Annotated in this window: 14 protein-coding genes; 9 read left to right on the top strand and 5 right to left on the bottom strand. The window is 71.8% G+C overall.

Going from position 1 to position 21107, the window contains the following annotated elements; genetic code table 11:
• Positions 1 to 28: 28 nt before the first annotated feature.
• The gene (locus ACZ7OU_RS10090; protein ID WP_470254833.1) at positions 29 to 883 is read left to right on the top strand and encodes an ion transporter; all 855 of its coding nucleotides are present in this window, start codon (positions 29 to 31) and stop codon (positions 881 to 883) included.
• Here ACZ7OU_RS10090 and ACZ7OU_RS10095 read toward each other — a convergent pair.
• Positions 872 to 1561 carry a TioE family transcriptional regulator gene (locus tag ACZ7OU_RS10095; RefSeq protein ID WP_470254834.1) on the bottom strand — a complete coding sequence of 230 codons (690 nt, stop codon included), beginning with the start codon at positions 1559 to 1561 and terminating at the stop codon, positions 872 to 874. The two genes, ACZ7OU_RS10090 and ACZ7OU_RS10095, sit on opposite strands and share 12 nt — an antisense overlap.
• A 29-nt stretch (positions 1562 to 1590) precedes the next feature.
• Here ACZ7OU_RS10095 and ACZ7OU_RS10100 point away from each other — a divergent pair, with 29 nt between their 5' ends.
• On the top strand, positions 1591 to 2559 hold the full coding sequence (locus ACZ7OU_RS10100) for an erythromycin esterase family protein (protein ID WP_470254835.1): 969 nt from the start codon (positions 1591 to 1593) through the stop codon (positions 2557 to 2559).
• Positions 2560 to 2618: 59 nt separating this feature from the next.
• Here ACZ7OU_RS10100 and ACZ7OU_RS10105 read toward each other — a convergent pair whose 3' ends face one another.
• On the bottom strand, positions 2619 to 4943 hold the full coding sequence (locus ACZ7OU_RS10105; RefSeq protein WP_470254836.1) for a chitobiase/beta-hexosaminidase C-terminal domain-containing protein: 2325 nt from the start codon (positions 4941 to 4943) through the stop codon (positions 2619 to 2621).
• Positions 4944 to 5211: 268 nt separating this feature from the next.
• Between ACZ7OU_RS10105 and ACZ7OU_RS10110 the strand changes: the two genes are divergently transcribed.
• Positions 5212 to 6441 (top strand): S53 family peptidase, encoded by a 1230-nt coding sequence (locus ACZ7OU_RS10110; protein WP_470254837.1) that lies wholly within the window; start codon positions 5212 to 5214, stop codon positions 6439 to 6441.
• On the opposite strand, the gene ACZ7OU_RS10115 is transcribed toward ACZ7OU_RS10110, so the two are convergent.
• The gene (locus tag ACZ7OU_RS10115; RefSeq protein WP_470254838.1) at positions 6430 to 7587 is read right to left on the bottom strand and encodes a DUF2716 domain-containing protein; all 1158 of its coding nucleotides are present in this window, start codon (positions 7585 to 7587) and stop codon (positions 6430 to 6432) included. The genes ACZ7OU_RS10110 and ACZ7OU_RS10115 overlap by 12 nt on opposite strands.
• A gap of 67 nt (positions 7588 to 7654) precedes the next feature.
• On the opposite strand from ACZ7OU_RS10115, the gene ACZ7OU_RS10120 reads away from it, so the two are divergent.
• Positions 7655 to 8275 (top strand): hypothetical protein, encoded by a 621-nt coding sequence (locus ACZ7OU_RS10120; protein WP_470254839.1) that lies wholly within the window; start codon positions 7655 to 7657, stop codon positions 8273 to 8275.
• Here the strand turns inward: ACZ7OU_RS10120 and ACZ7OU_RS10125 are convergent.
• Positions 8264 to 11077 (bottom strand): alpha-L-fucosidase, encoded by a 2814-nt coding sequence (locus ACZ7OU_RS10125; RefSeq protein WP_470254840.1) that lies wholly within the window; start codon positions 11075 to 11077, stop codon positions 8264 to 8266. The two genes, ACZ7OU_RS10120 and ACZ7OU_RS10125, sit on opposite strands and share 12 nt — an antisense overlap.
• A gap of 150 nt (positions 11078 to 11227) precedes the next feature.
• On the opposite strand from ACZ7OU_RS10125, the gene ACZ7OU_RS10130 reads away from it, so the two are divergent.
• Positions 11228 to 12106 carry a sigma-70 family RNA polymerase sigma factor gene (locus tag ACZ7OU_RS10130; RefSeq protein WP_470242287.1) on the top strand — a complete coding sequence of 293 codons (879 nt, stop codon included), beginning with the start codon at positions 11228 to 11230 and terminating at the stop codon, positions 12104 to 12106.
• A 26-nt stretch (positions 12107 to 12132) separates the two neighbouring features.
• Here the strand turns inward: ACZ7OU_RS10130 and ACZ7OU_RS10135 are convergent, their stop codons facing one another.
• Positions 12133 to 15264, bottom strand: a complete 3132-nt coding sequence (locus ACZ7OU_RS10135) for a SpvB/TcaC N-terminal domain-containing protein (protein WP_470254841.1) — start codon at positions 15262 to 15264, stop codon at positions 12133 to 12135.
• Between the two features lie 192 nt (positions 15265 to 15456).
• Here ACZ7OU_RS10135 and ACZ7OU_RS10140 point away from each other — a divergent pair, with 192 nt between their 5' ends.
• The 4 genes from ACZ7OU_RS10140 (at position 15457) to ACZ7OU_RS10155 (ending at position 21096) form a co-directional block, all read left to right on the top strand.
• A complete protein-coding gene (locus ACZ7OU_RS10140; protein WP_470254842.1) occupies positions 15457 to 17088 on the top strand; it encodes a S8 family serine peptidase in 1632 nt (543 codons plus the stop codon).
• Positions 17085 to 17660 (top strand): RNA polymerase sigma factor, encoded by a 576-nt coding sequence (locus ACZ7OU_RS10145; protein ID WP_470242275.1) that lies wholly within the window; start codon positions 17085 to 17087, stop codon positions 17658 to 17660. Before ACZ7OU_RS10140 ends, ACZ7OU_RS10145 begins: the two co-directional genes overlap by 4 nt.
• Positions 17657 to 18142: a hypothetical protein gene (locus ACZ7OU_RS10150; protein ID WP_470242274.1), complete on the top strand. Its 486-nt coding sequence runs from the start codon at positions 17657 to 17659 to the stop codon at positions 18140 to 18142. Before ACZ7OU_RS10145 ends, ACZ7OU_RS10150 begins: the two co-directional genes overlap by 4 nt.
• 437 nt (positions 18143 to 18579) lie before the next feature.
• Positions 18580 to 21096 carry a CHAT domain-containing protein gene (locus ACZ7OU_RS10155; protein WP_470254843.1) on the top strand — a complete coding sequence of 839 codons (2517 nt, stop codon included), beginning with the start codon at positions 18580 to 18582 and terminating at the stop codon, positions 21094 to 21096.
• Positions 21097 to 21107 lie beyond the last annotated feature (11 nt).

Raw genomic sequence — 21107 nt, forward strand, 5'->3', positions numbered from 1 at the left:
AGTGGCGCCCTGCGTGCCATCATCGGGCATGGCCACCCTTCGCGACGCCCGCGAGCCGGAGCTCAACAGCGGGATCCTGCCCGGGAACGTGCGCGCCGATGACTGGATCATGCTCGTCCTCGCCGCCGGGTCGGTCGGGTTGCTCGGGTTCATGGTGCTCAGCCCGCCCGCGCGGGACGTCGGCCTCGTGATCTTCTACGTCGACTGCGGGATCTGCGGGCTCTTCCTCCTCGAGTTCCTCTGGCGGTGGCGGAAACGCCGGTGGGCCAAGAAGTTCCTCGTGCGCAACTGGTACGAGCTGTTCGCCATGATCCCCGTCGCGCACCCGGCGATGGTCGCGCACAAGTTCGTCAGCGTCGTGCTGCTGCTGGTGCGGATCGGGCGGGCCGCGGACCGGGCGCTCGGGGAGCAGTTCACCTACCGGCTCGTCGACAAGCTGTCCGAACCGATCGTCAAGGCCATCAAGAAGCCGATCACCATCGCCGTGCTCGACGAGGTCGTCAAGGTGCTGGAAACCGGCAACTACCCCGAAAACCTCGCCAAGTCGCTCGACGCCAACAAGGCCGAGCTGCGGACGATCATCGCCGAGAAGATCGCCGAGGACCCGCAGCTCGGGAAGCTCAAGCGGCTCCCGTTCCACGACGAGATCGTGCGGACGGTCGTCGACACGTCGTTCCGCGTGCTGCTCGAAGTGCTCGTCGACCCGCGGATCGACGACTTCTTCTCCGCCGTCGTGCGCGACAACCGCGAGCAGATCCGCCAAGCCGTGCAGCTCGGGCTCAACGAGGTCGACGACGACGAGAAGGAGAAGTCCCTGCCCGTGCGCACCCAGCACTCGGCCGCGCTCGAGTACGACCGGCTGCACCCGAAGTCACGGCTGTGAGGCGAGGTACTCGCTGAGCCGCGCGGCCGCGTCGAGCATGGCGACGCCGCGCGCCGTGAGCCGGTCCTGCCAGGTCTTCAGCGCGCCGGCCAGCGACTCGGTGCCGCCCGCGGTGCGGACCTGCCCGATCACCGTCGCGATGTGCTCCAGCGGGTAGCCGCCGCGCCTGAGCAGGTGGGTCAGCTCCGCGTCGCGGATGTCCGGCGCGTTGAACACGCGGTAGCCGGTGGCGGGGTCGCGCGACGGCGTGAGGATGCCCGCCCGCTCCCACGCCCGCACCGTCGCCGCGGTGACGCCGAGCCGGTGGGCCAGCTCGCCGATCGACCAGCCGGTCCCGGCCGGCGCCGAGGCCGGCTCGGCGGTCAGGTCGCCGATGGCCTTCCGGACCGTGTTGAGGGTTTCGCGGTCGCGCAGCAGCTGCGCGTGCCCGCGATCGACGAGCGTCAAAGCGCGATCCAGGCTTCCGGAGTGGACCGCGTGCATGATCCCGCCGGCCGTCGCGTGCCCGTACGCCCGGACCGAAGCGAGGAAGGTACGCAGTGCTGCCGCGTGCACCGGGGTGTAGATCCGGTAGCCGCTCTCGGTGCGCGCAGCGGGCGGGAGGAAGCCGTCCTGCTCGTAGTTGCGGACCGCCTGCGTGGAGATGCCGTGCTCGCGCGCGAGGTCGGCAGGTCTCAATAGAGCGTTCAAGGATACGATTCAACCACATGGACCTCACGGACTTCACGGCCGAACTGCTCGCGTTCGGCGAGCCGACGCACTTCGAACCGGCCTTCGGGCGGATCCGCAACGACCTGTTCGCCCGGCTCGCCGGGCACGGCTTCCGGTCGATCGCGCTGGAGACCGACCGCGTCGCCGCGCTCGACGGCGGGTTCTCGCACGGCTTCGGCGAGGTGGCCGCCAACCGGCAGCTGATCGAGTGGATCCGCGAGTACAACGAGACCGCCGACGCACCGCTGGCCTTCCACGGCTTCGACGCCCCGACCGAGATGTTCAGCGCGCCCAGCCCGCGCACCTACCTCGAGCACGTCCGCGACCACCTGGGCCTCGACGTCGACATCGCGGCCCTGACCGGGGACGACGAACGCTGGAGCCGCTCCGAAGCGATCCTCGACCCGGCCGCGTCGCCCGGCGCGTCACCCGAGGCCCGCGAGCTGCGGGTCATCGCGGACGACCTGCTCATGGCCCTCGACGCCCGCGTCGAGACCGCGGAGTCGAGCCGCGCGCGGATCCACGCGAACGCCGGGCTCGACCTGCTGCGCTACCACGCGGCGTCGGCGCTGCCCGGGGACCGGGACACGCGGATCGCCCGCCTCGCGAGCGCCCGGGCGGTCATCATGGCCCGGAACCTCCTGGACATCCACGGTTCGGCGCCCGGCCGGACCCTGGTGTTCGCGCACAACGCCCACCTGGGATCCGGCGCGGGGGCGATCGTCGCGTCGCGGCTCGGCGACCGGTACGCCTTCGTCGCCGGCAGCCTCGGCCACAGCGAAGCCATCGGCCTCGGCGAGCCGGCCCCGGACACCTACGAAGGCCTGCTGCAGCGCGAAACGAAGACGTGGAAGCTGACCGCCGAGATCCCGGCCGGTCGCACCCGGGATGACAACGACTACCGGTACGCGCCGCTCACCCGGGAGCTGCTCGAGAACGCCGACGCCGTCCTGCACGTGGCTTGAGAAACACAGCGGCCCCCGCACCGGGGTCGGGTCCGGTGCGGGGCCGCTGGTTCACCCGGTTACGGGTAGCTGACCACGTTCACCGGCACCGTGCCCGTGGGCGTCACGGCCCCGGTGTCGTTGATGACGTGCGTGATCGTGCCGCGGTAGTTGAGGGACACCGACAGCAGGCTGTGGAACTTGACGCCGCTGGTGTTCGGCACTTCGAACGCGTGGTAGCTGGACACCGCCGGGTTCGTGTCGAAGAAGCAGTAGCTCCCGAGACCCCATGCCTCATGGGACGTCACGTTCGACGCGACCTTGTAGGCGGCGTACCCCGCGACCCCCGATGGAGCGTTCCACGACGCCTGGTTCGGCACGTCGTAGGGCATCTCGTTCTGGAAGAAGATCGTCCTCCCGCCCTGGCCGTTCCAGATCACCTGGTACTTCTGGTAGTGCTCGACGAACAGGCCGGTGGCCAGCACGTTCGCGCCGTTCACCACGAGCCCGGTATCGGCCGTGTTCGTGTTCCAGCCGTACGTGCCCGCGTTGCCGTGGTCGGCGCGCCACGCCCAGATGTGGTCGATGATCGTGTTGGCGCTGTTGACGATCAGGCTGTTCGTCGCCTTGCCCGCGATCGCGCCGCCGATCCGGAAGAACACGTCCTGGACCGTCGTCGGGTTCGAAGCGTGCGATGCCGACGAGCCGGACTGGCCGACCGTGAGCAGTGCCTGCGAGTTCGTCGTGCCCGCGTCGAAGAGCAGGCCCTTGAGCCGCACGCCGTCCACATCGGACACCTGCATCGCGTTGACGCCGTTGTCCGGCACCAGCGTCGGGTAGCCGATACCGAGGATGGTGGTACCGGCCTTGGTCACGTTGAGCGTCTGGTTGAGGTGGTAGACGCCCGGCGTGAAGAACAGGTTGCAGTCCGCGGCGAGCGCGTTGTTGATCGACGAGGCCGTGTCACCGGACTTGACGACGTAGAACTGGCTCATCGGTGCCGACGTGCCGGGGGTGCTGCCGTTCGCCCAGCTCGGGCCGGACGCGTTGGTGCGCAGGGAAGGCAGGAACACGCGGTACTTGCCGGTGCCGTCAAGGTAGAGGTAAGGCACGTCGCGCGAGACCGGGGTCGTCGAGAGGGTGGTCTCGGGCGGGTTCGGGAAGGTGTTCGCCGGCGCGCCGCTGGTGCCGGAGAAGACCATGTTCCAGACGCCGCCGTTCCAGCTGCCGAGCTGCGAGTCGCGGGTGTACCACTGCTGCTGCGACACCGACGCGGCCTGGCCGGCCACCTTCGTGTCGGCGATGTAGCCGCCGCTGGCGAAGCCGTAGCTCGCCGGGTACAGCTGCAGCCCGCCGCGGACGTCCATCCGGCGGAACGGCGCGGCCTGCGCGACCGCCCAGCGCTCCTGGCCACCGGACGGGTTGACCGCCATGTTCTCCGCCGAGCGCCAGAAGTTCTGCAGCGCGACGCCGTTGTCGGAGGCGTTGAAGGCGTCGACCGTGACGTCGCCGTTGATCAGCACGTCGCCGGGGTTCTGGCCGAGGCCGGCGACCGAGGTGTAGAAGCCGACGTTGTCGTGCACGTTGTTGTACGTGCCCGGCTTGAACAGGTGGGCGACGCGCCGGTCCGCCATCTGCGCGGTCAGCGTGTCCTTCTGGTTGTTGAAGTCGGTGTCGAGCTGCGCCTGGATCGTCGCCGCGGACATGCCCGGGTCGAAGATCCGCACGTTCGAGCCGAAGTTCGGCGTGTCCGACTGGGTCGGGCAGCCGGCCTGGGTGCCGATCGTGTAGCTCGCGCTGGACACGGGGGACGTCGTCGAACCGGACTTGAGCGCGATCGCGTTGACCGTGCGGGAGTTCGGGACGCTGATCGGTCCGCTGTAGAGCGTCGAGGACGCGGTCGGCGTCGAGCCGTCCACGGTGTACCGGATGGTCGCGCCGGAGGTGGCGCTGCTGATGGTCACCGTCTGGGCGCTGGAGTACGTGCCGCCGGGCGGGCTGAACGTCGGCGCCGCGACCGTCGTCGTGCTGCCGCCGACGGTGTAGGTGAAGTGCGGGGTGTCGTACTGCGGGCCGCTCTTCTCGTAGGTGAACCAGTAGTCGAGCGTGTTCCCGGTGCTCAGGCCGTTGACGGTGGTCCGCCAGGTGCCGGAGCCGTTGACCATCCGCACGTTCTGCTGGCCGACGCCCGGGACGCCGGTGTAGTGGACGTCCACGTACACCGCGGGGGTCGTCGGGGTGAAGTCGATCTGCAGCTGCGTCGAGCTGAGCTGGGTGACGCTCTGGGTGTAGTCGTCGGCCGCGAGGGCGGCGGGGGCGCTGAGCCCGGCCGCCACCAGCAGTGCCGAGGCGACGAGCGCGAACCTCGGGCCGCGTCGTCGAAGCTTGTTCAGGGTCCGGTTCACGCCGTGACACCTCCGCCGTTGGGGATCCACGAGCATTCGTTGTGAGTCACAACAAATTAGCTCCCGGTGAGCGGTGCTTCGATCTCTTTTTGGTAACACTTGTCTGGACCAATGTCTCGCCAGGGTGAGTGGGTTCGTGACCATTCGTCCGATTGGCGGTGCGGTGGGCGAATGACTGAACCGAGAAACATCCATCGAGCGGGTGACCACGAACGAGTGACATGCGACGATCCCGTGCCACACCTCGTCCCCTACCGAGGAGTAGGCAATGGCGCCTCCACGGTTGCTCCGGTCCCTCGTCGTCCTCTCCCTGATCACGGCCCCGCTGACGGTGGCCACCTCGACCGCCGAAGCCACGCCGCTGCAGAGCGGCGGTGTCGTGAACTTCGGCTGTGCCACGTCCGGCAAGATGCACTGCCTCGGCAAGGCGATCCGCTCGCCGAAGGGCAACGGCCCGCTGCTCACGTCCACCCCGGTCGGCTACGGGCCGGCCGAGATCCAGGCCGCGTACAACCTCGGCGGCCTGCACGCGAACGGCCGCACGGTGGCCATCGTCGACGCCCAGGACGCGCCCACCGCGGAGGCCGACCTGGCCAAGTTCCGGTCCGCCCGCGGGCTTTCCGCGTGCACGACGGCCAACGGCTGCTTCAAGAAGGTCAACCAGAACGGCGCGGCGAGCCCGCTGCCGGCGCCCGACTACGGCTGGGCCGAGGAGATCAGCCTCGACCTCGACGCGGTGTCGGCGACCTGCCCGGACTGCAAGATCCTGCTGGTGGAGGCGAACTCCCCGGACACCGACCCGCTGATGACGGCGGTCGACACGGCCGCGGCGACGCCCGGCGTGGTGGCGATCTCCAACAGCTACGGCGGCACCGAGGACTCGACGATCCTCGCCGCGGACGCGCACCTCAACCACCCCGGCATCGCGGTCACGGCGTCGTCCGGTGACTCCGGCTACGGCGTCAGCTGGCCGGCGTCGTCGCCGTACGTCACGGCGGTGGGTGGCACGACGCTGAAGAAGTCCACGAGCACCACGCGCGGCTGGACCGAGACGACGTGGAAGGGCAGCGGCAGCGGTTGTTCGGCGCTGGAGGCGAAACCCGCGTGGCAGCACGACACCGCGTGTGCGAAGAGGACGGTCGCGGACGTCTCGGCGGTCGCGGACCCGGCCACCGGGCTCGGGGTCTACGACACGTACAACAGCTGCGGCAGCTCGTCGTTCTGCGACCTGCTGCTGTCGCTCGGGCTCGCGCAGGGCGCGGACGGCTGGGTCCAGGTCGGCGGAACGAGCCTGTCGTCGCCGGTGATCGCGAGCGTGTACGCGCTGGCGGGCAACTCGGTGACGTCGGGGTCGTACCCGTACGCCCACAGCGGCGGCCTGTACGACGTGACGTCGGGTTCGAACGGCAGCTGCGGCGGGACCTACCTCTGCACGGCGGGTGCTGGCTACGACGGGCCGACCGGTCTGGGCACGCCCAACGGGACCTCAGGGTTCTGACCGCCGGAGCGGCTCGCCGAGCGCTACGGTCAGCTCGGCGTCGATCCGCGTGAGGAGCTCACCCCACACGCAGACGGTCTCTTCCCACGGGTGCCCGAAAGTGCCCAGGCGGAGGTCCTGCGTGAGGTAGATGTGGTAGTCCCCGTCCGGGAAGACGGCGCCGGGCCGGCGCGGCCCGGCGCCGTCGACGCGGGCGGGGTCGAAGCGGTAACCGACGTGGTGCCAGTCGAGCCAGTACAGCTCTTCGCCGACGGCACGCAGTCCCTTGTGGACGACGTCGGACAGGGCGTCCAGCTGCGCGTCGCCGAGGTCGCCGACGTGCCAGGTCGCCGAGCCCGGCGGTTCGGTGATGCCGGGGAACGTCCTCGTGTCGGGCCGGAAGGCGAACTTTTCGGAGAAGCGGGCCCAGATCTCGTCGTGCTCCGGCTCGGAGAACAGCCGGCGGACCGGCCGGGTCCGCGCGGGCTCGCCGGGGGACGGCAAGCGGTACCGGGTGACGGTGGTGGTCTCGCGCATCCCGGCCGCCTCGAAGGCTTCGCGCAGTTCGCCGTCGGCTTCCGCGAGCAGCGACCGCACGCCCGGATGGGCCTCGCCGACGCGGGGCATCGCCCGCCAGTCGTGGCCGGCGACCGTCGCCGCGAAGCCGGGGTCGGTGATCCCGCCGACGACCATGCGGTCACCGATTTCTTCGAGCCACGCGGCCCGATCGCCGTCGAGGACGACCTCGGACGACCGGTCCAGGTGGGCCGCGTCGGCGAGGAACTCGGCGTACGGACGGCGGTGCGGGCCGGTCTCGGCGGCCAGTTCGGAGACGCGCTGGTGCGCGGGCCAGTCGTGGCCGATTCGGGGAAGCGGGGTGGTGTCGGTCCCGATCGGACAGACGAGCAACGCGCGTTCCGGCTCCGCCGTGAAACCCGCGGCGAGCAGGGCTTCGGCGAGCCGCGGGTCGCCGTACACCGGCCACTCCACCGGTTCGTTCCGGTGCCCGAACGCCTCGACCTGCCGCGCGACGAGCGCGTCGAGATCACCTTCGGGCAGCGGCCCGTGGCTCACCTCGCCGTGGGTGCCGTAGTGCGTCCGGACGATCGGCCCGTCCCGCTCGATCACCGCGCCCACCGGCGGGAGCCGGCGCAAGTCGTTCAGCATGCTGTCCATTTTCCACGGACGGGTGACCTTCGTGTACGGGCTCTCGGTGCGGGGTAAGGATCACTGCATGCTGGACACCGAAGTCCTGTCACGGACACCTCCGCGGGCGCTCGATGTCGTCACTCCGCTCGGTGATGTGCGGTTCGCCGTCCGGGTCGGTGGGTGGGACGTGCCCGCGAAACCCGAACACACCTGGGGCCTCGACTCGGGTGCGCGGCTGTGCCGGTGGCGGCACCGGTCCGTCCGGCTCGACGTGCTCTCCGGGGCCACCGCCGCCGAGCAGTCCGGTGTCACCCGGGAGACCACGATCTTCCGCGTCCTGGCCCGGGAAACGCTCAGCGAGTTCGCCGTCCAGGCGGAGCTGGACGCACCACCCGAGGACGTCCGGGCCGGCGACGGCACCTTCACCGTCGGGACCGCCGACGCCGTGGTGAGCGTCGGCGGTCCCGATGCCGAAAAGCTGCTTCGCTGTTCCCGGGACGGGCAGCACGTGCCGCCCTACTGGTCGGGGCAGCTCGCCGATGCCGTCGAGGCCGATGGTGCGCGGCTCACCTGGCAGCTGCCCGGGGTCGAGCGAGGGGACTACGCCGAGCTGTGGGTCTCCGTCGCCTGGAGTGCGGCGGGCGGGGACCCGGGCCGTGCCGTCGACGTCGACCCGGCCCGGGTGCTGAGGGAGCTAACCCAGTGAAATCCGGTCCAGGTCCGGAGCGCCCGCGCGGTCGTTGCCGATCCGGATCGTATTGGCGCCCGCGTTCAGCGTCACCGGGACCGACGTGGTGTACGGCGTGCTGTTGCCGACGCCGCTGACCTTCACCTCCACCGGCGCGCCGCCGTTCACCGACACGAAGTACGACCGGTCGCCGTTGACGGTGAAGTCGAGGTAGAGCGTGTACTGCCCGGCCGCGGCCACCGTCACCGCCGGGAACGTCACCGCCGCCCCCGCGCCGCCGCCGATGTTGCGCACCTTCTGCCCGCCCGAGCACGGCGAACAGCTCGTGACGCCGGCGTCGCCGATGTCGTTGGCCGAGTCCTCCGCCTCGCGCATGAACACACGGCCGGCCGGGCGCTGCTTCACCTGCACCGGCTTGCTCACCGTCTTCGCGCGGCCGAGTGTCGTGAACGACGCCGTCACCGGGATGGTCACGTCCTGGGCGGCCGGGGCCGTCACCGTCCACGATCCACTCAGGACCTGACCGAGCCGCAGGTGCGACGCGGTCACGGGGGCACCCTCGAGCGTCCAGCCCGCCGGGACGACCGGGGCCAGCGAGACCTGGTCGAGCGGGTCGTCGACGTCGAGCCGCAGGGAGGCGGTGACCTTCAGCGCTTGCTGACCCGGCGAAACCCATTGCACACCAGCGGGTTCCACGGTCAAGGTCGTCTTGGGCGTGTACGACTCGGGTGGCAGCGGTGCCACCGCGATCCGGTCGAGACCCACGGTCCCGGACACCTTGATCGTGTTGGCGCCGGCGTTCAGCGGCACGGCGATCGCCGCCGGAGCGCTGACGGTGATCGGCGCGGCGCCGTTCACGCTCACCGCGAGCGTGCCCGGCCCGGTCGTGTCGAGCTGCAGCCGGGACGGACCCGACGCCTGGACGCCGCGGAAGGTGACCGCGCCGCGGTCGAGCCCGGTGACCGCGGCCGTGCCCGAGCACGCCTCGCACCACACCGGCGACGCCTTGCCCTCGAAGCCGTTGCGCCACGACTCCGCTTCCAGCGGCACCTCGCCGCGGGGGTCGGGGTAGCCGTAGGCGACGTCGATCTCGTCGAGCGCGAGCTGGTGGAAGAACGGCTTGGCCTGCGGGCCGGACCACGTGTTCAGCACCTCGAGCTTGAGGTACCGCGCGTGCACCTCGCCGACGTCGACGAACTGCACGCCGCGGGTGCTCGGCAGGGCGCCGGTGCGGACCGGCGTGCCCCAGTTCGTCCCGTCGTCACTGGCGTAGACGCGGTAGTCCTTGATCCGCGCGGAGTCCTCGGCGCGGCCGAAGGACTCGCGCGCGGCCGTCGGCGACGACTCGCGCTCGTGCACTGCCAGGTACGCTGTCGACCGCTTCTTGCCCAGGTCGAGCGTCACGGACACCGGCTGCTGCCCGCCCGCGTCCCAGTAGTTCAGGTAGCTGCCGTCGGTGAGGTTCGACGCGGGGTGCCCGGGTGCGGACGCCGACGCGGTCGCCTTGATCGTGCTCTTGTCGTAGAAGTACTGCTGACCGGCAGTGTCCACTTTGAACACCGTGTCGTAGGTGTCCCAGTCCTTGATGTCCAGAATGGACAGATAGCCGCCGGACTGGGCGAACTTCATCGGCTTGCCAGTGCGCACGTCGGACACGCCGGTGACGCGGTATCCGTTGTCGCGCAGGCGGACCAGGTTCGTCGACGGCCGCGTGACGACGTGCACGTACTGCGTCTTCGCGCCGGGCTTGACGGTGATCACGCCGTGCGCGCCGTCGTTCCAGAAGCCGGGCTGCATGCCGCCGTACATGTAGCCGCCGCCTTCGGTGCCCTGCAGCGACTCCTTGATCGGCTGCGTCCAGGACGCCATGAAGGTGTTGAACGCCTCCTGCTGTGGCGGGAACTTCCCGTTCAGCATGGCGGTTTCGGCCATCAGCGACTTGATCGACGAGCCCGCGTTCGTGATGTAGCGGCCGGTGGAGAGCCGGACATCGACGGCCTGGTCGCCGCCGCTGTACCACCAGTCGCCGTTGGTCGGCAGCTTGTAGTCGGCCTCGGTGAGCCGCGGCATCGGCGTGTAGATCGCCTGCGGGTAGTCGTACGACGGCGTCATGCCGGTCTTCTGCTCGTTGCTGACCGTGTCCATGATGGGCGTGTCTTCGTTGTTGTTGCTCAGCAACCAGGACGGCCGCTTCTCGCGGATGTGCTCGTAGAGCCCGTGCTGCTCCCAGTACTCGTTGTCGTTGTCGATCCAGAAGCCGGCGAGGTCGGAGTAACGGTCCATGACCTCGTCGAACAGGTCGTAGCTGAACTCGCCGAAGCCCGGGCGCGTCGTCAGGTCGACGGGGTGCCCCTTGTACGCCGAGTAGCCGGCCGAGTCGAGCGACTCGTGGCCGGTTTCGTTGTGCCACTGGGGGTCGTCGGTCATGTAGAGCATCACGCGGACGCCCTTGGCCTTGCCGGCGGCGATCAGCTCGCCGAGGAAGTCGCGCTGCGTCGAGCAGCTGCCGGGGACCTTCGACGGCCACGGCCGCGCGTAGCCCAGCCGGCTGTGGAAGGTGGTGAGGACGACGTAGGACGCGCCGAGCTTCGTCGCCTCGTCGATCCAGTAGTCCGGCGTCCAGCCGCCGGCGGTGACGTCGTGCTCCCAGGCGGCGCAGTCGGTGTGCCGCGGCGCGGTGAACATCCCCCAGTGCAGGAACAGCCCGGCCGTCGACGCCCGCAGCCAGTCCTGGCGCGGGTTGAACAGTTCGGCGTTCGCGGGGGTGACCAGGCTCGCCAGCAGCACGATGACCGCGGCGAGGCAGGCTCGGACTCTCATGGCCACTCCTTCGTCGGAGAGGTCCGATGATTATGCGGTCATATATCGTACGTCAAGGGTGGATACCGCTCAGCGGTACCCAGTCGTCCGATCTGTCACAATCCTCCGGCGCGAGACGTCAAGGTGGTGACGTACGCGAAAGGACGACCCGTGAACGACGATCTGCTGGCCGAGAGCTTCGAGACGCACCGCGACCACCTGCGGTCCGTCGCCTACCGGATGCTGGGTTCGCTGACCGAGGCCGAGGACGCCGTCCAGGAGTCGTGGCTGCGCCTGAGCCGGAGCGACTCGGCCGCCGTCGAGAACCTGGGCGGCTGGCTGACCACGGTCGTCGGGCGCGTCTGCCTCGACATGCTGCGTTCGCGCAAGGCCCGGCGCGAGGAGCCGTGGGACGTCCTGGTGCCGGATCCGATCATCAGCCGCGACGACGTCGGCCCCGAGCACCAGGCGCTGATGGCGGACTCGGTCGGGCTCGCGCTGCTCGTCGTGCTCGACACGCTCACGCCGGGCGAGCGGCTGGCGTTCGTGCTGCGGGACATGTTCGCGATGCCGTTCGAGGAGATCGCGCCGATCGTCGGCCGGTCCGAAGCGGCGACCCGGCAGCTCGCGAGCCGGGCCCGGCGGCGGGTCCAAGGCGCCCCGGTGGCGCCGGACCCGGACCTCGCCCGGCAGCGCGAAGTCGTCGACGCCTTCCTGGCGGCGGCCCGCGGCGGTGACTTCGACGCGCTGGTCTCGGTCCTCGACCCGGAGGTCGTGCTGCGCGCCGACCGCGGTGCGACGGGCGGCTCGGTCGAGGTGCGCGGCCCGGCGGCGGTGGCGAACCAGGCGCTGACGTTCTCCCGCCTCGGCGCGGGCGGCGGGACGGTCCGCCGGGCGCTGGTCAACGGCGCGGCGGGCGTGGTCGGCACCCGCGACGGGCGGCCGTTCTCGGTGCTGGGCTTCACGGTCGCCGGCGGGCGCATCGTGGAGATCGACATCCTCGCCGACCCGGCGCGGCTCGAGCGGCTCGACCTGGCGGTGCTGGACTGAGGCTGTCGTGAGTGGGAAACAGTGTTCTAACCCTGTTTCCCACTCACGACCGCGCCGGTCTCGTCGGTGACCAGGGCGATGGTGTCGGCCGTGTCGAAGTGCAGGTGGTGCCGGCGGTCGTCCGCGTAGCGGCGGACCGTGCCCGCCACCACCGCCACCAGCTCGCCGTCCTCGACCGCGTACAGGTCGTCCGGGGTCAGGACCTCGTGGATGCGCGTGCCGTTGGTGATCAGCGTGCGGACCCGGCGGCCGCTGTGGTCGTAGCCGTACAGCGCGTTGACGCCGTCGTCGCCGTGGACCCCGCGCAGCCGGCCGAACGCGTCGCGGATCTCGCTGCCCGCCCGCGGTTCCCCCGGCTCCCGCGCCACGACCTCGTGCAGCAGGCCGCCCGGGCCCGTGATGACGTGCACCGGGGCGAAGAGCTCGCTGACACCGTTCGCGTGGTGCACCGCGGTGCGGCGGCCGTGCAGGTCGTACTGGACGGAGTCGATGAAACCGGGCACGCTGACCAGCCGCCCGACCTCGTCGTACTGGTGGTGGACGGTCAGCCGCCCGTCGCCGGCGTCGGGGTAGACCACTTCGGACAGTCGCCCGTCCGCGCGGCGCACGACGTCCAGCCGGTACTCGACGGCCACGTGCGCCGGCCGCCAGCGCCGCTCGACCGGGTGGCCGAGCGCGTCGTAGCCGAACAGCGTCACGCCGGATTCGTCGGCGACGCGCACCAGCCGCCCGCAGCTGTGCGGCCCCGCTTCGAGCGGCACCGGGAGCCCGCCGTCGTGGTAGGTGAACGTCGTGACCGGGGTACCGCCCGGGTCGTCGACCAGCACCGCCACCACGCGGTCGGCCGCGTCGTGCACGCGGTACACCGTGTGGCCGCCCGCCGTCCGCGTCTCGACCGGGTTGCCGGCGGCGTCCCGCGCGTGCACCGCGCCCTCGGCGTCCCGCAGCTCCCGCCCGAGCAGGTCCCGCACACCGTGAGGGTGCTCTTCGGGGCTTTCGCCGTTCAGCGGACGGCCCAGTGCGTCGTAGCGGAATTCTTCGTGAGCGACCGGGCGCTCGCCGTCGCGGAAGGCCCGGCTCGTGCGGCACACCAGGCCGCGCGCGCAGTACTCGTGGTGCTCGTCGACGACGTCGCCGAGCAGCTCGGCGTGCCGGCGCTGCAGCAGCCGGCCCGCGCCGTCACGCAGCTCCGCCGTCACGAGCACCTCCGCCTCGCCGGACACGGCCCGCTGCTCGGTGGTGACCCGCGCCCCGTCGTAGCGGTACCGGACGGTCGGCAGGTCCGCCGAGTCGCCCGGCCGCACCACGGTTTCGGGACGCCCCAACGGATCGAGCGTCACCGTGGTCACCGCGCCCGCCGGGTCGACCACCTCGCACACGCGCGCCGTGCGGACGTCGTACCGCGTCGACGTCACGTTCCCGAGCGGGTCCGAGACGACCTCGGGGAAGCACCGGTCGGCGGAGTAGCGCACCTCGTGGGTGTGGCCGTGCGGGCCGGTCGTCGTGGTGCGCAGCCCGGCGACCGTGTCGAGCCGCCCGTGGAACGTCGTCGTCCACCAGCCGTCCTCGCCGGGCCTGCGGTGGTAGCCGTGGTGGCGGAAGTCCGGCGGGTGCGAGCCGTAGACGTCGGTGACGAGCGCGTCGGTGAGCACCAGCTCCTCCCGCGCGGTGAGCAGGCCGTGGGACCCGGCGTGGCCGTCGGGCCGCTCGTCGTAGCGGAACACCTTGTCGGACCGCACTTTCCCGCCGCCGTCCAGCTCGCGCACGCGGGCGGGCAGCGCGATGAACCGGCGCTCGGGGGCGGTCGCGTACGTCGTGCGCGTCTCGCGGACGGCCGGTTCGCGGCCGGGCCGCTTGGTCGTCTCGACCTCCCGGACGGGGTTGCCGGCGGCGTCGAAGGCCGTCTCCGTCGTGGTGACCGAGACCGGCCGCTCCCGGCGCTCGAAGACGGTCGCGACCGAACGCGTCCACTGAGGACGGCGAGCGTGCTCCACCCGGCGGTACGGCCGATCCTCTTCGTCGGAGCCGTCGAGGCCGTAGATCTCTTCCTTGTCCAGCAGGCCGCCGTCGCCGAACCAGCGCACGGTCCGCAGCGTGGGCGCGTACTCGTCGCCGAGCTCGTCCTGGACGACGCGGCCGAAGCCGGCGGTCCGGCTGTCGTGGTACTCGAACTCGGTCACGCCGGCCTGCCCGGTGACCGTTTCGCGCCGCGTGACGCGCCGGACGACCGGAACCGTCTCGACGGTCGCGTACTCGACCGACGTGCGCAGCCCGATCCCGTTGTCGATCTCGCTCAGCCGCCCGGTGCGCGGCAGGCCGGCGGCCTCCAGGGAGAAGTACGGCACGGCGTCGTCGAGCAGCAGCACACTGCCGCCGGTCCGCGCCTTCGCGGCGCGCTGGACCCGCTGGGGGGCCGGCGGTTCCGTGCGGGCGTAGGCCAGCCGCAGCATCGGCGCGGCCGCCTCGCCGCCGTGCGCGTCGAACCCGGTGAGCGCGACCGACGTCAACAGGGACGCGCCGGTGAAGTCGTCTTCGTCGTAGCCGAAGCGCCAGCGCCGGACGAGCGGCCGCGCGTCCGCGGGCACCCGCAGGTCGACCCGGGCGCACCGCAGCGCCGTCGTCACGAGGGTGCCGCTGCGGCCCCAGCGCAGGACGTCCGGCCGCGGCTCGTACGTGAAGTCCACTTCGTACGGTCCGTAGGACACACGCGCGAGGTACGCCTGCCCGGTGTGGTGCGCCCAGTCGAACGCCACGGCGTTGCCGAACGCGTCCTCGGTCCGTTCGAGGTACCAGGCGGAACCGGCGGCCCGGCCGCCGTCGGTCGTGCCGAGGACGTGCCGGACCCCCGACCGGGTGGTCAGCACGAAGCCGTCGCCCCGGCGGGCGAGCCGGCCCTCGTCGCCGGCGCGAGCGTGGCCGCCGGCCAGCCGGACGTGCGGCAGCGGCAGCGCGAACCCGCCGCCGAAGGCGCCGTTCGGCGCGCCGGTGGTGTAGCGCAGTGCCAGCGCGGGCGCGACGCCGCCGGGACCCGGTGGCAGGTCGAGCGGCACGGCGAAGCTGCCCCCGCCGGTCGCGGGTTCCGGCGTGAACACACCGCCCAGCCCCCGCGCCGGCGCGGGCCGGCTTGCCTCCTGCGCGCTCACCCGGAGCGGAACCATGCTGATCTCCCCGACTCGATCCGTTCGATCCGTGACCTACGGACGGCCAAGTGGGTGAGGTGGTCCCGCCAGATACGTCGTCACCCGTTTGCCGTCGTCGTTACCCATTCGTGATGTCAGTGTCGTATCCCGGTGGCGGCTCACCGGTCTTTCCCGGGTGCCATCAGTGATCAATGGCGGAGGGTGGACCCGATGGTCGTCAAGTTCGTGCGAGACGAGACCGCGGCAGCGGCAGCAGCGGCAGAGGACGCGAGCACGCTCAACGAGCTCCCGACCCCGCCCAGGCAGCTGCTCGACCGCCACGGCGCGCGGGTGCTCGACCCGGCGACGGCGGTCGTCGCCGCCGGGCAGCCGGTCCCGCGCACCACCGTCTACCGGCCGGGCACCTTCCTGCTCCCCAACCGGTACCTGCGCGACCAGGAGAGCCTGGGCGCGATCAACCGCGTGCTCGCCCGCATCGGCATCTACGCCGTGCCGGCCGACCGCAGTGACGACAGCAAGGGCTACGGCCGCGCCCGCCAGCTCGACGACCTGCCCGTCCGCGCCCTGCTGCAGGTCCGCGAGGACTCCGACCCCGTCGTCGTCGACTGCTGGAAGGCGCTGCAGCTGCTGCGGTCGGCCGCTTCGGGGGAGAAGCCCGAGATCGACCCGGAGATCGTCCGGAACGTCTCCGTCGAGCACCTGCTCTTCACCTCGCCGGTGTTCGGCGGGGTGCCGTGGGAGACCAGCGGCCTCGGCGGCACGCCGTGGGAGACCAGCGGGTTCGGCGCGGGCAGCTCGTACGGGCGCACCCACGGCGCCAACCGGATCCCGGTGACGCTCGCCGCGGACCCGCCCTACCGCAGCAAGAAGCCCGCGCACCGGCGCCCGGTCGTCGCCGTGCTCGACACCGGCATCGGCCCGCACCGCTGGTTCGGGATGGCCGACCGCGGCGGCCCGCCGCCCGCCGGCTCCGGCCTCACCGTCGCCCCTGGCATCCAGGCCGCGATCCTGCAGGCCGAGCAGGACTCCGGCACCACGCTGCCGACCCAGTTCCTCGAGGACTACTGGGACGCGCCGACGACCGGCCAGCCGCTGATCGGCGACGTCGACACCGACACCGGGCACGGCCTGTTCATCGCCGGCATCATCCGGCAGGCCTGCCCCGAAGCCGACACGCTCGCGATCCGCGTCGTGCACAGCGACGGCGTCGCGTACGAGGCCGACGTGCTGCTGGCGCTGCACCTGCTCGCCGACCGCGTCCGGAACGCGCAGGCGAACAACCGGCCCCAGGACATGGTCGACGTCGTCTCGATCTCGATGGGCTACTACGTCGAAGACCCGGCGGACGTCGCCTTCACCGGCCAGTTCGGCGCGGCCATCGCGGACCTGCTCGGCCTGGGCGTGCTGGTCGTCGCGGCCGCGGGCAACGACGCCACCACCCGCCGCTTCTACCCGGCGGCCTTCGCCGACCAGCCGCTCGGCAGCGGCTGCGGCCCGCAGGTGATCAGCGTCGGCGCGCTCAACCCCGACGTCGGCACCAGCAAGGCGCTGTTCTCCAACGAAGGCCCGTGGGTGAAGTGCTGGGCGACCGGCGCCGGCGTCGTCAGCACCTACCCGACCGACGTCCGCGGCAGCGCGGCCGCCGACCACGAGCTGCCCGGCCGCAACTCCTTCGACCCGGACGACTACAGCGCCGGTTTCGCGGTCTGGGACGGGACGTCGTTCGCCGCGCCGCTCGCCGCCGCGGAGATCGCCAAGGCCCTGTTCCAGTCCGGCGATCTGGCCACGGTCGACCGCGACACCGTCGTCAAGCGCGCTTGGACCGCGCTGGGCTCGCTGTGACCGTGGCCAAGACCGACCACAGCCGGGTAGCGGCACTGTTCGACGCCGCGCGGGAGGGCGACCGCGCGGCGCTGGACGAACTGGTTTCCCTGCTCACGCCGCTGCTCTGGCAGGTCGCGCGTGATCAGGGTCTGGACGCCGATCAGGCCGCCGACGTCGTGCAGACGACGTGGCTGCGCCTGCTCGGCTCCTTCGCGGAGATCCGCTCGCCGGTCGCGCTGACCGGCTGGCTGATCACCGTGACGAAGCGGGAGGCCTGGCGGGCTGGGGAAAAACGCCAGGTCGAGCGGCCGCTGCCGGAGCTTCCGGAGCGGCTGTCCGAAGCGTCACCGGCACCCGAGGAGGGGGTGCTGCGCGACGACCAGCGCGCTCGTTTGTGGCGTGCGGTCGACACCTTGCCCGAACGCTGCCGCAGCTTGCTGCGGATCGTGGCGTTCGTGCACCGGCCGGACTACGCCGAAGTGGGCGCCCGGCTGGGAATGCCGAGGGGGAGTATCGGCCCGACAAGGGGACGTTGCCTCGCGCGCCTGCGCGAGCAGCTACTCGCCAACGGCGAAGGAGATTGGCTGTGACCACCGTCGAACCACCCGGCGCGAACGAGCCCTTGGACGAGCTCGACTTCCGGCTGCTGACCGGATTGCGCGAGCTGTGGGAAGACGCCGACCCGATGCCCGCCACGCTGGTGGAGCAGATCCGCTTCGCGATCCAGCTGGAGGACGTCGACCTCGAAGTGATGCGCATCCGGGAACAGGAGGGGATGCCCGTCGCGCGCAGTGCGGCGGAGCAGGGGCGGCTCATCACGTTCGACAGCGAAAGCTTGACGATCATGGTGAACGTGAGCCCCGAGCCCAGCGGGACGATGCGCCTGGACGGCTGGCTGACCCCGCCGGCCGAGCACCCGATCGAGGTCCGCACCGCGAACGGCCCCCTGACGACCACATCGGACTCGGAGGGGCGGTTCGCGGTGAGCGCGGTACCGCACGGGATGGTGCAGGTGCTGGTGCGGACCGCGGGCCGGTCGAGGACGGTGAGCACGCCGGCCATCGAACTCTGACGGCGGCGGGGTTCGGTTGTCGGCGGGTCGCGGCTTCGCTGCGCGAGGGGCGCCGGCCGGTTCGTGCTGGTCTCGGTTCGACGAGTGCGAGCGGCCGCCGGTGCTCTTGGGCCCGGCGGCCCGCACCTCGGCCGGTCGGGGGTGGTGAGCACGGCCATCGAGCCGCGAGCCTCGGTCCGGTTGCGGCGCGGGGCTTGGCGGCGGCGAGCGACCACACGGCGATCGAACTCTGAGTCTTCCGCGGCTGGTCGTGAGTGAGAAACAGGGTTAGAACACTGTTTCTCACTCACGACCAGCAGCGGCAGTCTGCCCATCCGGCGAGAACTCCCGGACCACCCGAGCCCGGAGGTACGATCCGGGACGTCCTTCTCGGCCGAGGAGGACGGCCCCGGCCGGAAGGGCAGCTTGTGGTCGCGTCGCCGAGGGCGGAAGACCGGGTGCGCGACCTGCATCGGCGTGCGGTCGCGGCGACCAACAACGGCCAGCCCGTGGTCGGCGGCCGCCTGATCCGGTCCGCCGCACGGCTTCTCGGGCTGCCGGCCACGCGTCCGCCGCCGGAATGGCCGTCCTGGCCCGACCTCGCCACGCGCGTGCTCGGCACGTACGCCGCCGTCGAAACCGCGCTGGGCAACAGCACCCGCGGGCTCGCGCTGCTCGACGAAGCCGACGTCCTCGTGTCCGACGCCGGGCGCGGGATCCTGCGTCAGCAACGGGGTCTCGTCTTCATCCTGATCGGCCGGATGGACGAAGCCCTCACGTGCTTCGACGAAGCGATCCCCCTGCTGCGGCAGGCCGGCGAGTTCGTCGTGCTCGCCCGGACGCTGCTCAACCGCGCGATGCTGCACCAGTACGCGGGGCGCGTCCGGCTCGCGCTCGCCGACCTCGACCAGTGCGAGCAGATCGGTGCCGGCCAGCCCGAAGAAGACGGCCTGGCCCGGATCTTCGCCAAGGCCGCCCACGGGCGGGGGCAGGCCCGCGTGCTCACCGGCGACATCCCGGGCGCGCTGCGGGACTTCGACGCGGCGAGCGGGTTCTACGCCGAACAGAGCGTCGGGATGCTGCCGGTGCTGGCCGTCGACAAGGCCCGGGCGCTGCTCGCGGGCGGGCTGCCGCAGGAGGCCGCCGCCGAGCTCGACGCCGCGCTGGAACTGTTCCCGCGGCTGCGGATGAACCAGGAACACGCCGAAGCCGAGCTGACCCGCGCCCTGGCCGCGCTGGCGAGCGGCGAGCCGTCGACCGCGCGGAGCTGGGCCGGCCGCGCCGAACGCCGCTTTCGTCGCCGGGGCAACGAAACCTGGGCGGCGGTCGCGCAGCTGACCGTGCTGCGCGCGGACTTCGCGGCCGGACGGCGGATCGCCCGCGTCGCCACCGAAGCGACCGCGCTGGCCGGCCGGCTCACCGGGCTGGGCCTGCGCAACGACGCCGAAATCGCCGCGCTCCTGGCCGCCCGCGCGCGCATCGTCCTGGGCGACCTCGACGGCGCCCGCGCGGGCATCGCCGCGCGCGACCGTCGGGCCGCGCCGCTGGAGAACCGCCTGGTGCGGCGGCTCGCGCTGGCCGAGCTCGGTGCCGCGAGCGGCGACCGGCGCATCACCTTCGCGAACGCGCGGGCCGGGTTGACGCAGCTGGAGCGCCACCGCGGCCGGTTCGGCAGCATCGACCTGCAGACCGCGACGACGTCGCTGGGCAAGGAGCTCGCCGACGCCGGCCTCGCCGCCGCGCTGGCCCAGCGTTCGCCCGGCGTCGTGTTCCGGTGGCTCGACCGCTCGCGCGCGCAGGCGTTCCGCTTCCGGCCGGTGCGCCCGCCCGCGCACCCCGAGACCGTCGACGCCGTCGCCGAACTGCGGTACCTCTCGATGCAGATCCGCGCGGGCGAGCTGTCCGGGAAGCCGGACACCCAGGCCGTGAAGCGTTGTGCCGCACTGGAACGCGAGATCCGCGCCAAGGGCTGGCAGGCCGAGGGCACCGACATCGACCACCCGGAAGCGAAGCTGCGCGAGGTCGGCGACGAGCTCGCGGAGACCGGCAGCGCGATGGTCTGCTTCCTCGCCGACCACGGCGCGTTGTGCGCGCAGGTGATCGCGAACCACCGGGTCGCGCTGATCGAGCTCGGCCCGGCGTCGGCCGTCGCCGAACCGGTCGCGCGGTTGCACAGCGACCTCGACGCGTTGTGCGGGCGCCAGCTGCCGCCGCAGCTCGACCAGGTCATCCGCCGTTCGGTGCGCACGCAGGTCACCGCACTGGACGGGATCCTGCTGGCACCGCTGGCTTCCCGGCTCGGCGACCTCGACGTCGTCGTCGTGCCGACGGGTGCGCTTTCGGCGATCCCGTGGGGCCTGCTGCCGACGTTGCGCGGGCGTCCGGTGACGGTCACGCCGTCGTCGTCGGCCTGGCTCGACGCCGGCCGCCGTCCGCGCCGGGCGGCCGGGGCGCCGCTGCTGGTGGCGGGCTCGGACCTGACCCACGCCGAGGACGAAGTTTCATTGCTGGCGCCGTTCTACCCGGAGGCCGAGGTGCTGACGGGTGCGGACGCGACGGTCTCGGCGACGCTCAAGGCGTTCGACGGCTGCCGCCTCGCGCACTTCGCCGCCCACGGCCACCACGAACAGGAGAACGTGCTGTTCTCCCGGCTGAACCTGGCCGACGGGCCGCTGATGGCCTACGACGTCCAGCAGCTTTCGACGGCGCCCGAGCAGGTGGTGCTGTCTTCGTGCGACGTCGGCCAGGCGGTGGTCCGCGACGGCGACGAGGTCCTCGGCTTCACGGCGGCGCTGCTCTACGGCGGGAGCCGGACGGTCGTCTCGAGCGTGGCGCGGGTCGACGACCGCACGGCCGGCGGCGTGATGCTGGCCTACCACCGGGCGCTCTCGGCGGGCACGCCCCCTGCGCGTGCCCTGGCCGACGCGGCCCAGGCGGAACCGCTGATGCCGTTCGTCTGCTTCGGCCGAAGCTGACATCTGTTTTG

The organism is Amycolatopsis sp. NPDC114505 (assembly GCF_055633615.1).

Bases quoted from the DNA above. Each gene is read 5' to 3' on its own strand.
- ACZ7OU_RS10120 (WP_470254839.1), top strand. From the start codon at position 7,655: ATGCTGGACACCGAAGTCCTGTCACGGACACCTCCGCGGGCGCTCGAT.
- ACZ7OU_RS10140 (WP_470254842.1), top strand. From the start codon at position 15,457: ATGGTCGTCAAGTTCGTGCGAGACGAGACCGCGGCAGCGGCAGCAGCG.
- ACZ7OU_RS10135 (WP_470254841.1), bottom strand. From the start codon at position 15,264: ATGGTTCCGCTCCGGGTGAGCGCGCAGGAGGCAAGCCGGCCCGCGCCG.
- ACZ7OU_RS10115 (WP_470254838.1), bottom strand. From the start codon at position 7,587: ATGCTGAACGACTTGCGCCGGCTCCCGCCGGTGGGCGCGGTGATCGAG.
- ACZ7OU_RS10090 (WP_470254833.1), top strand. From the start codon at position 29: ATGGCCACCCTTCGCGACGCCCGCGAGCCGGAGCTCAACAGCGGGATC.
- ACZ7OU_RS10110 (WP_470254837.1), top strand. From the start codon at position 5,212: ATGGCGCCTCCACGGTTGCTCCGGTCCCTCGTCGTCCTCTCCCTGATC.
- ACZ7OU_RS10100 (WP_470254835.1), top strand. From the start codon at position 1,591: ATGGACCTCACGGACTTCACGGCCGAACTGCTCGCGTTCGGCGAGCCG.
- ACZ7OU_RS10125 (WP_470254840.1), bottom strand. From the start codon at position 11,077: ATGAGAGTCCGAGCCTGCCTCGCCGCGGTCATCGTGCTGCTGGCGAGC.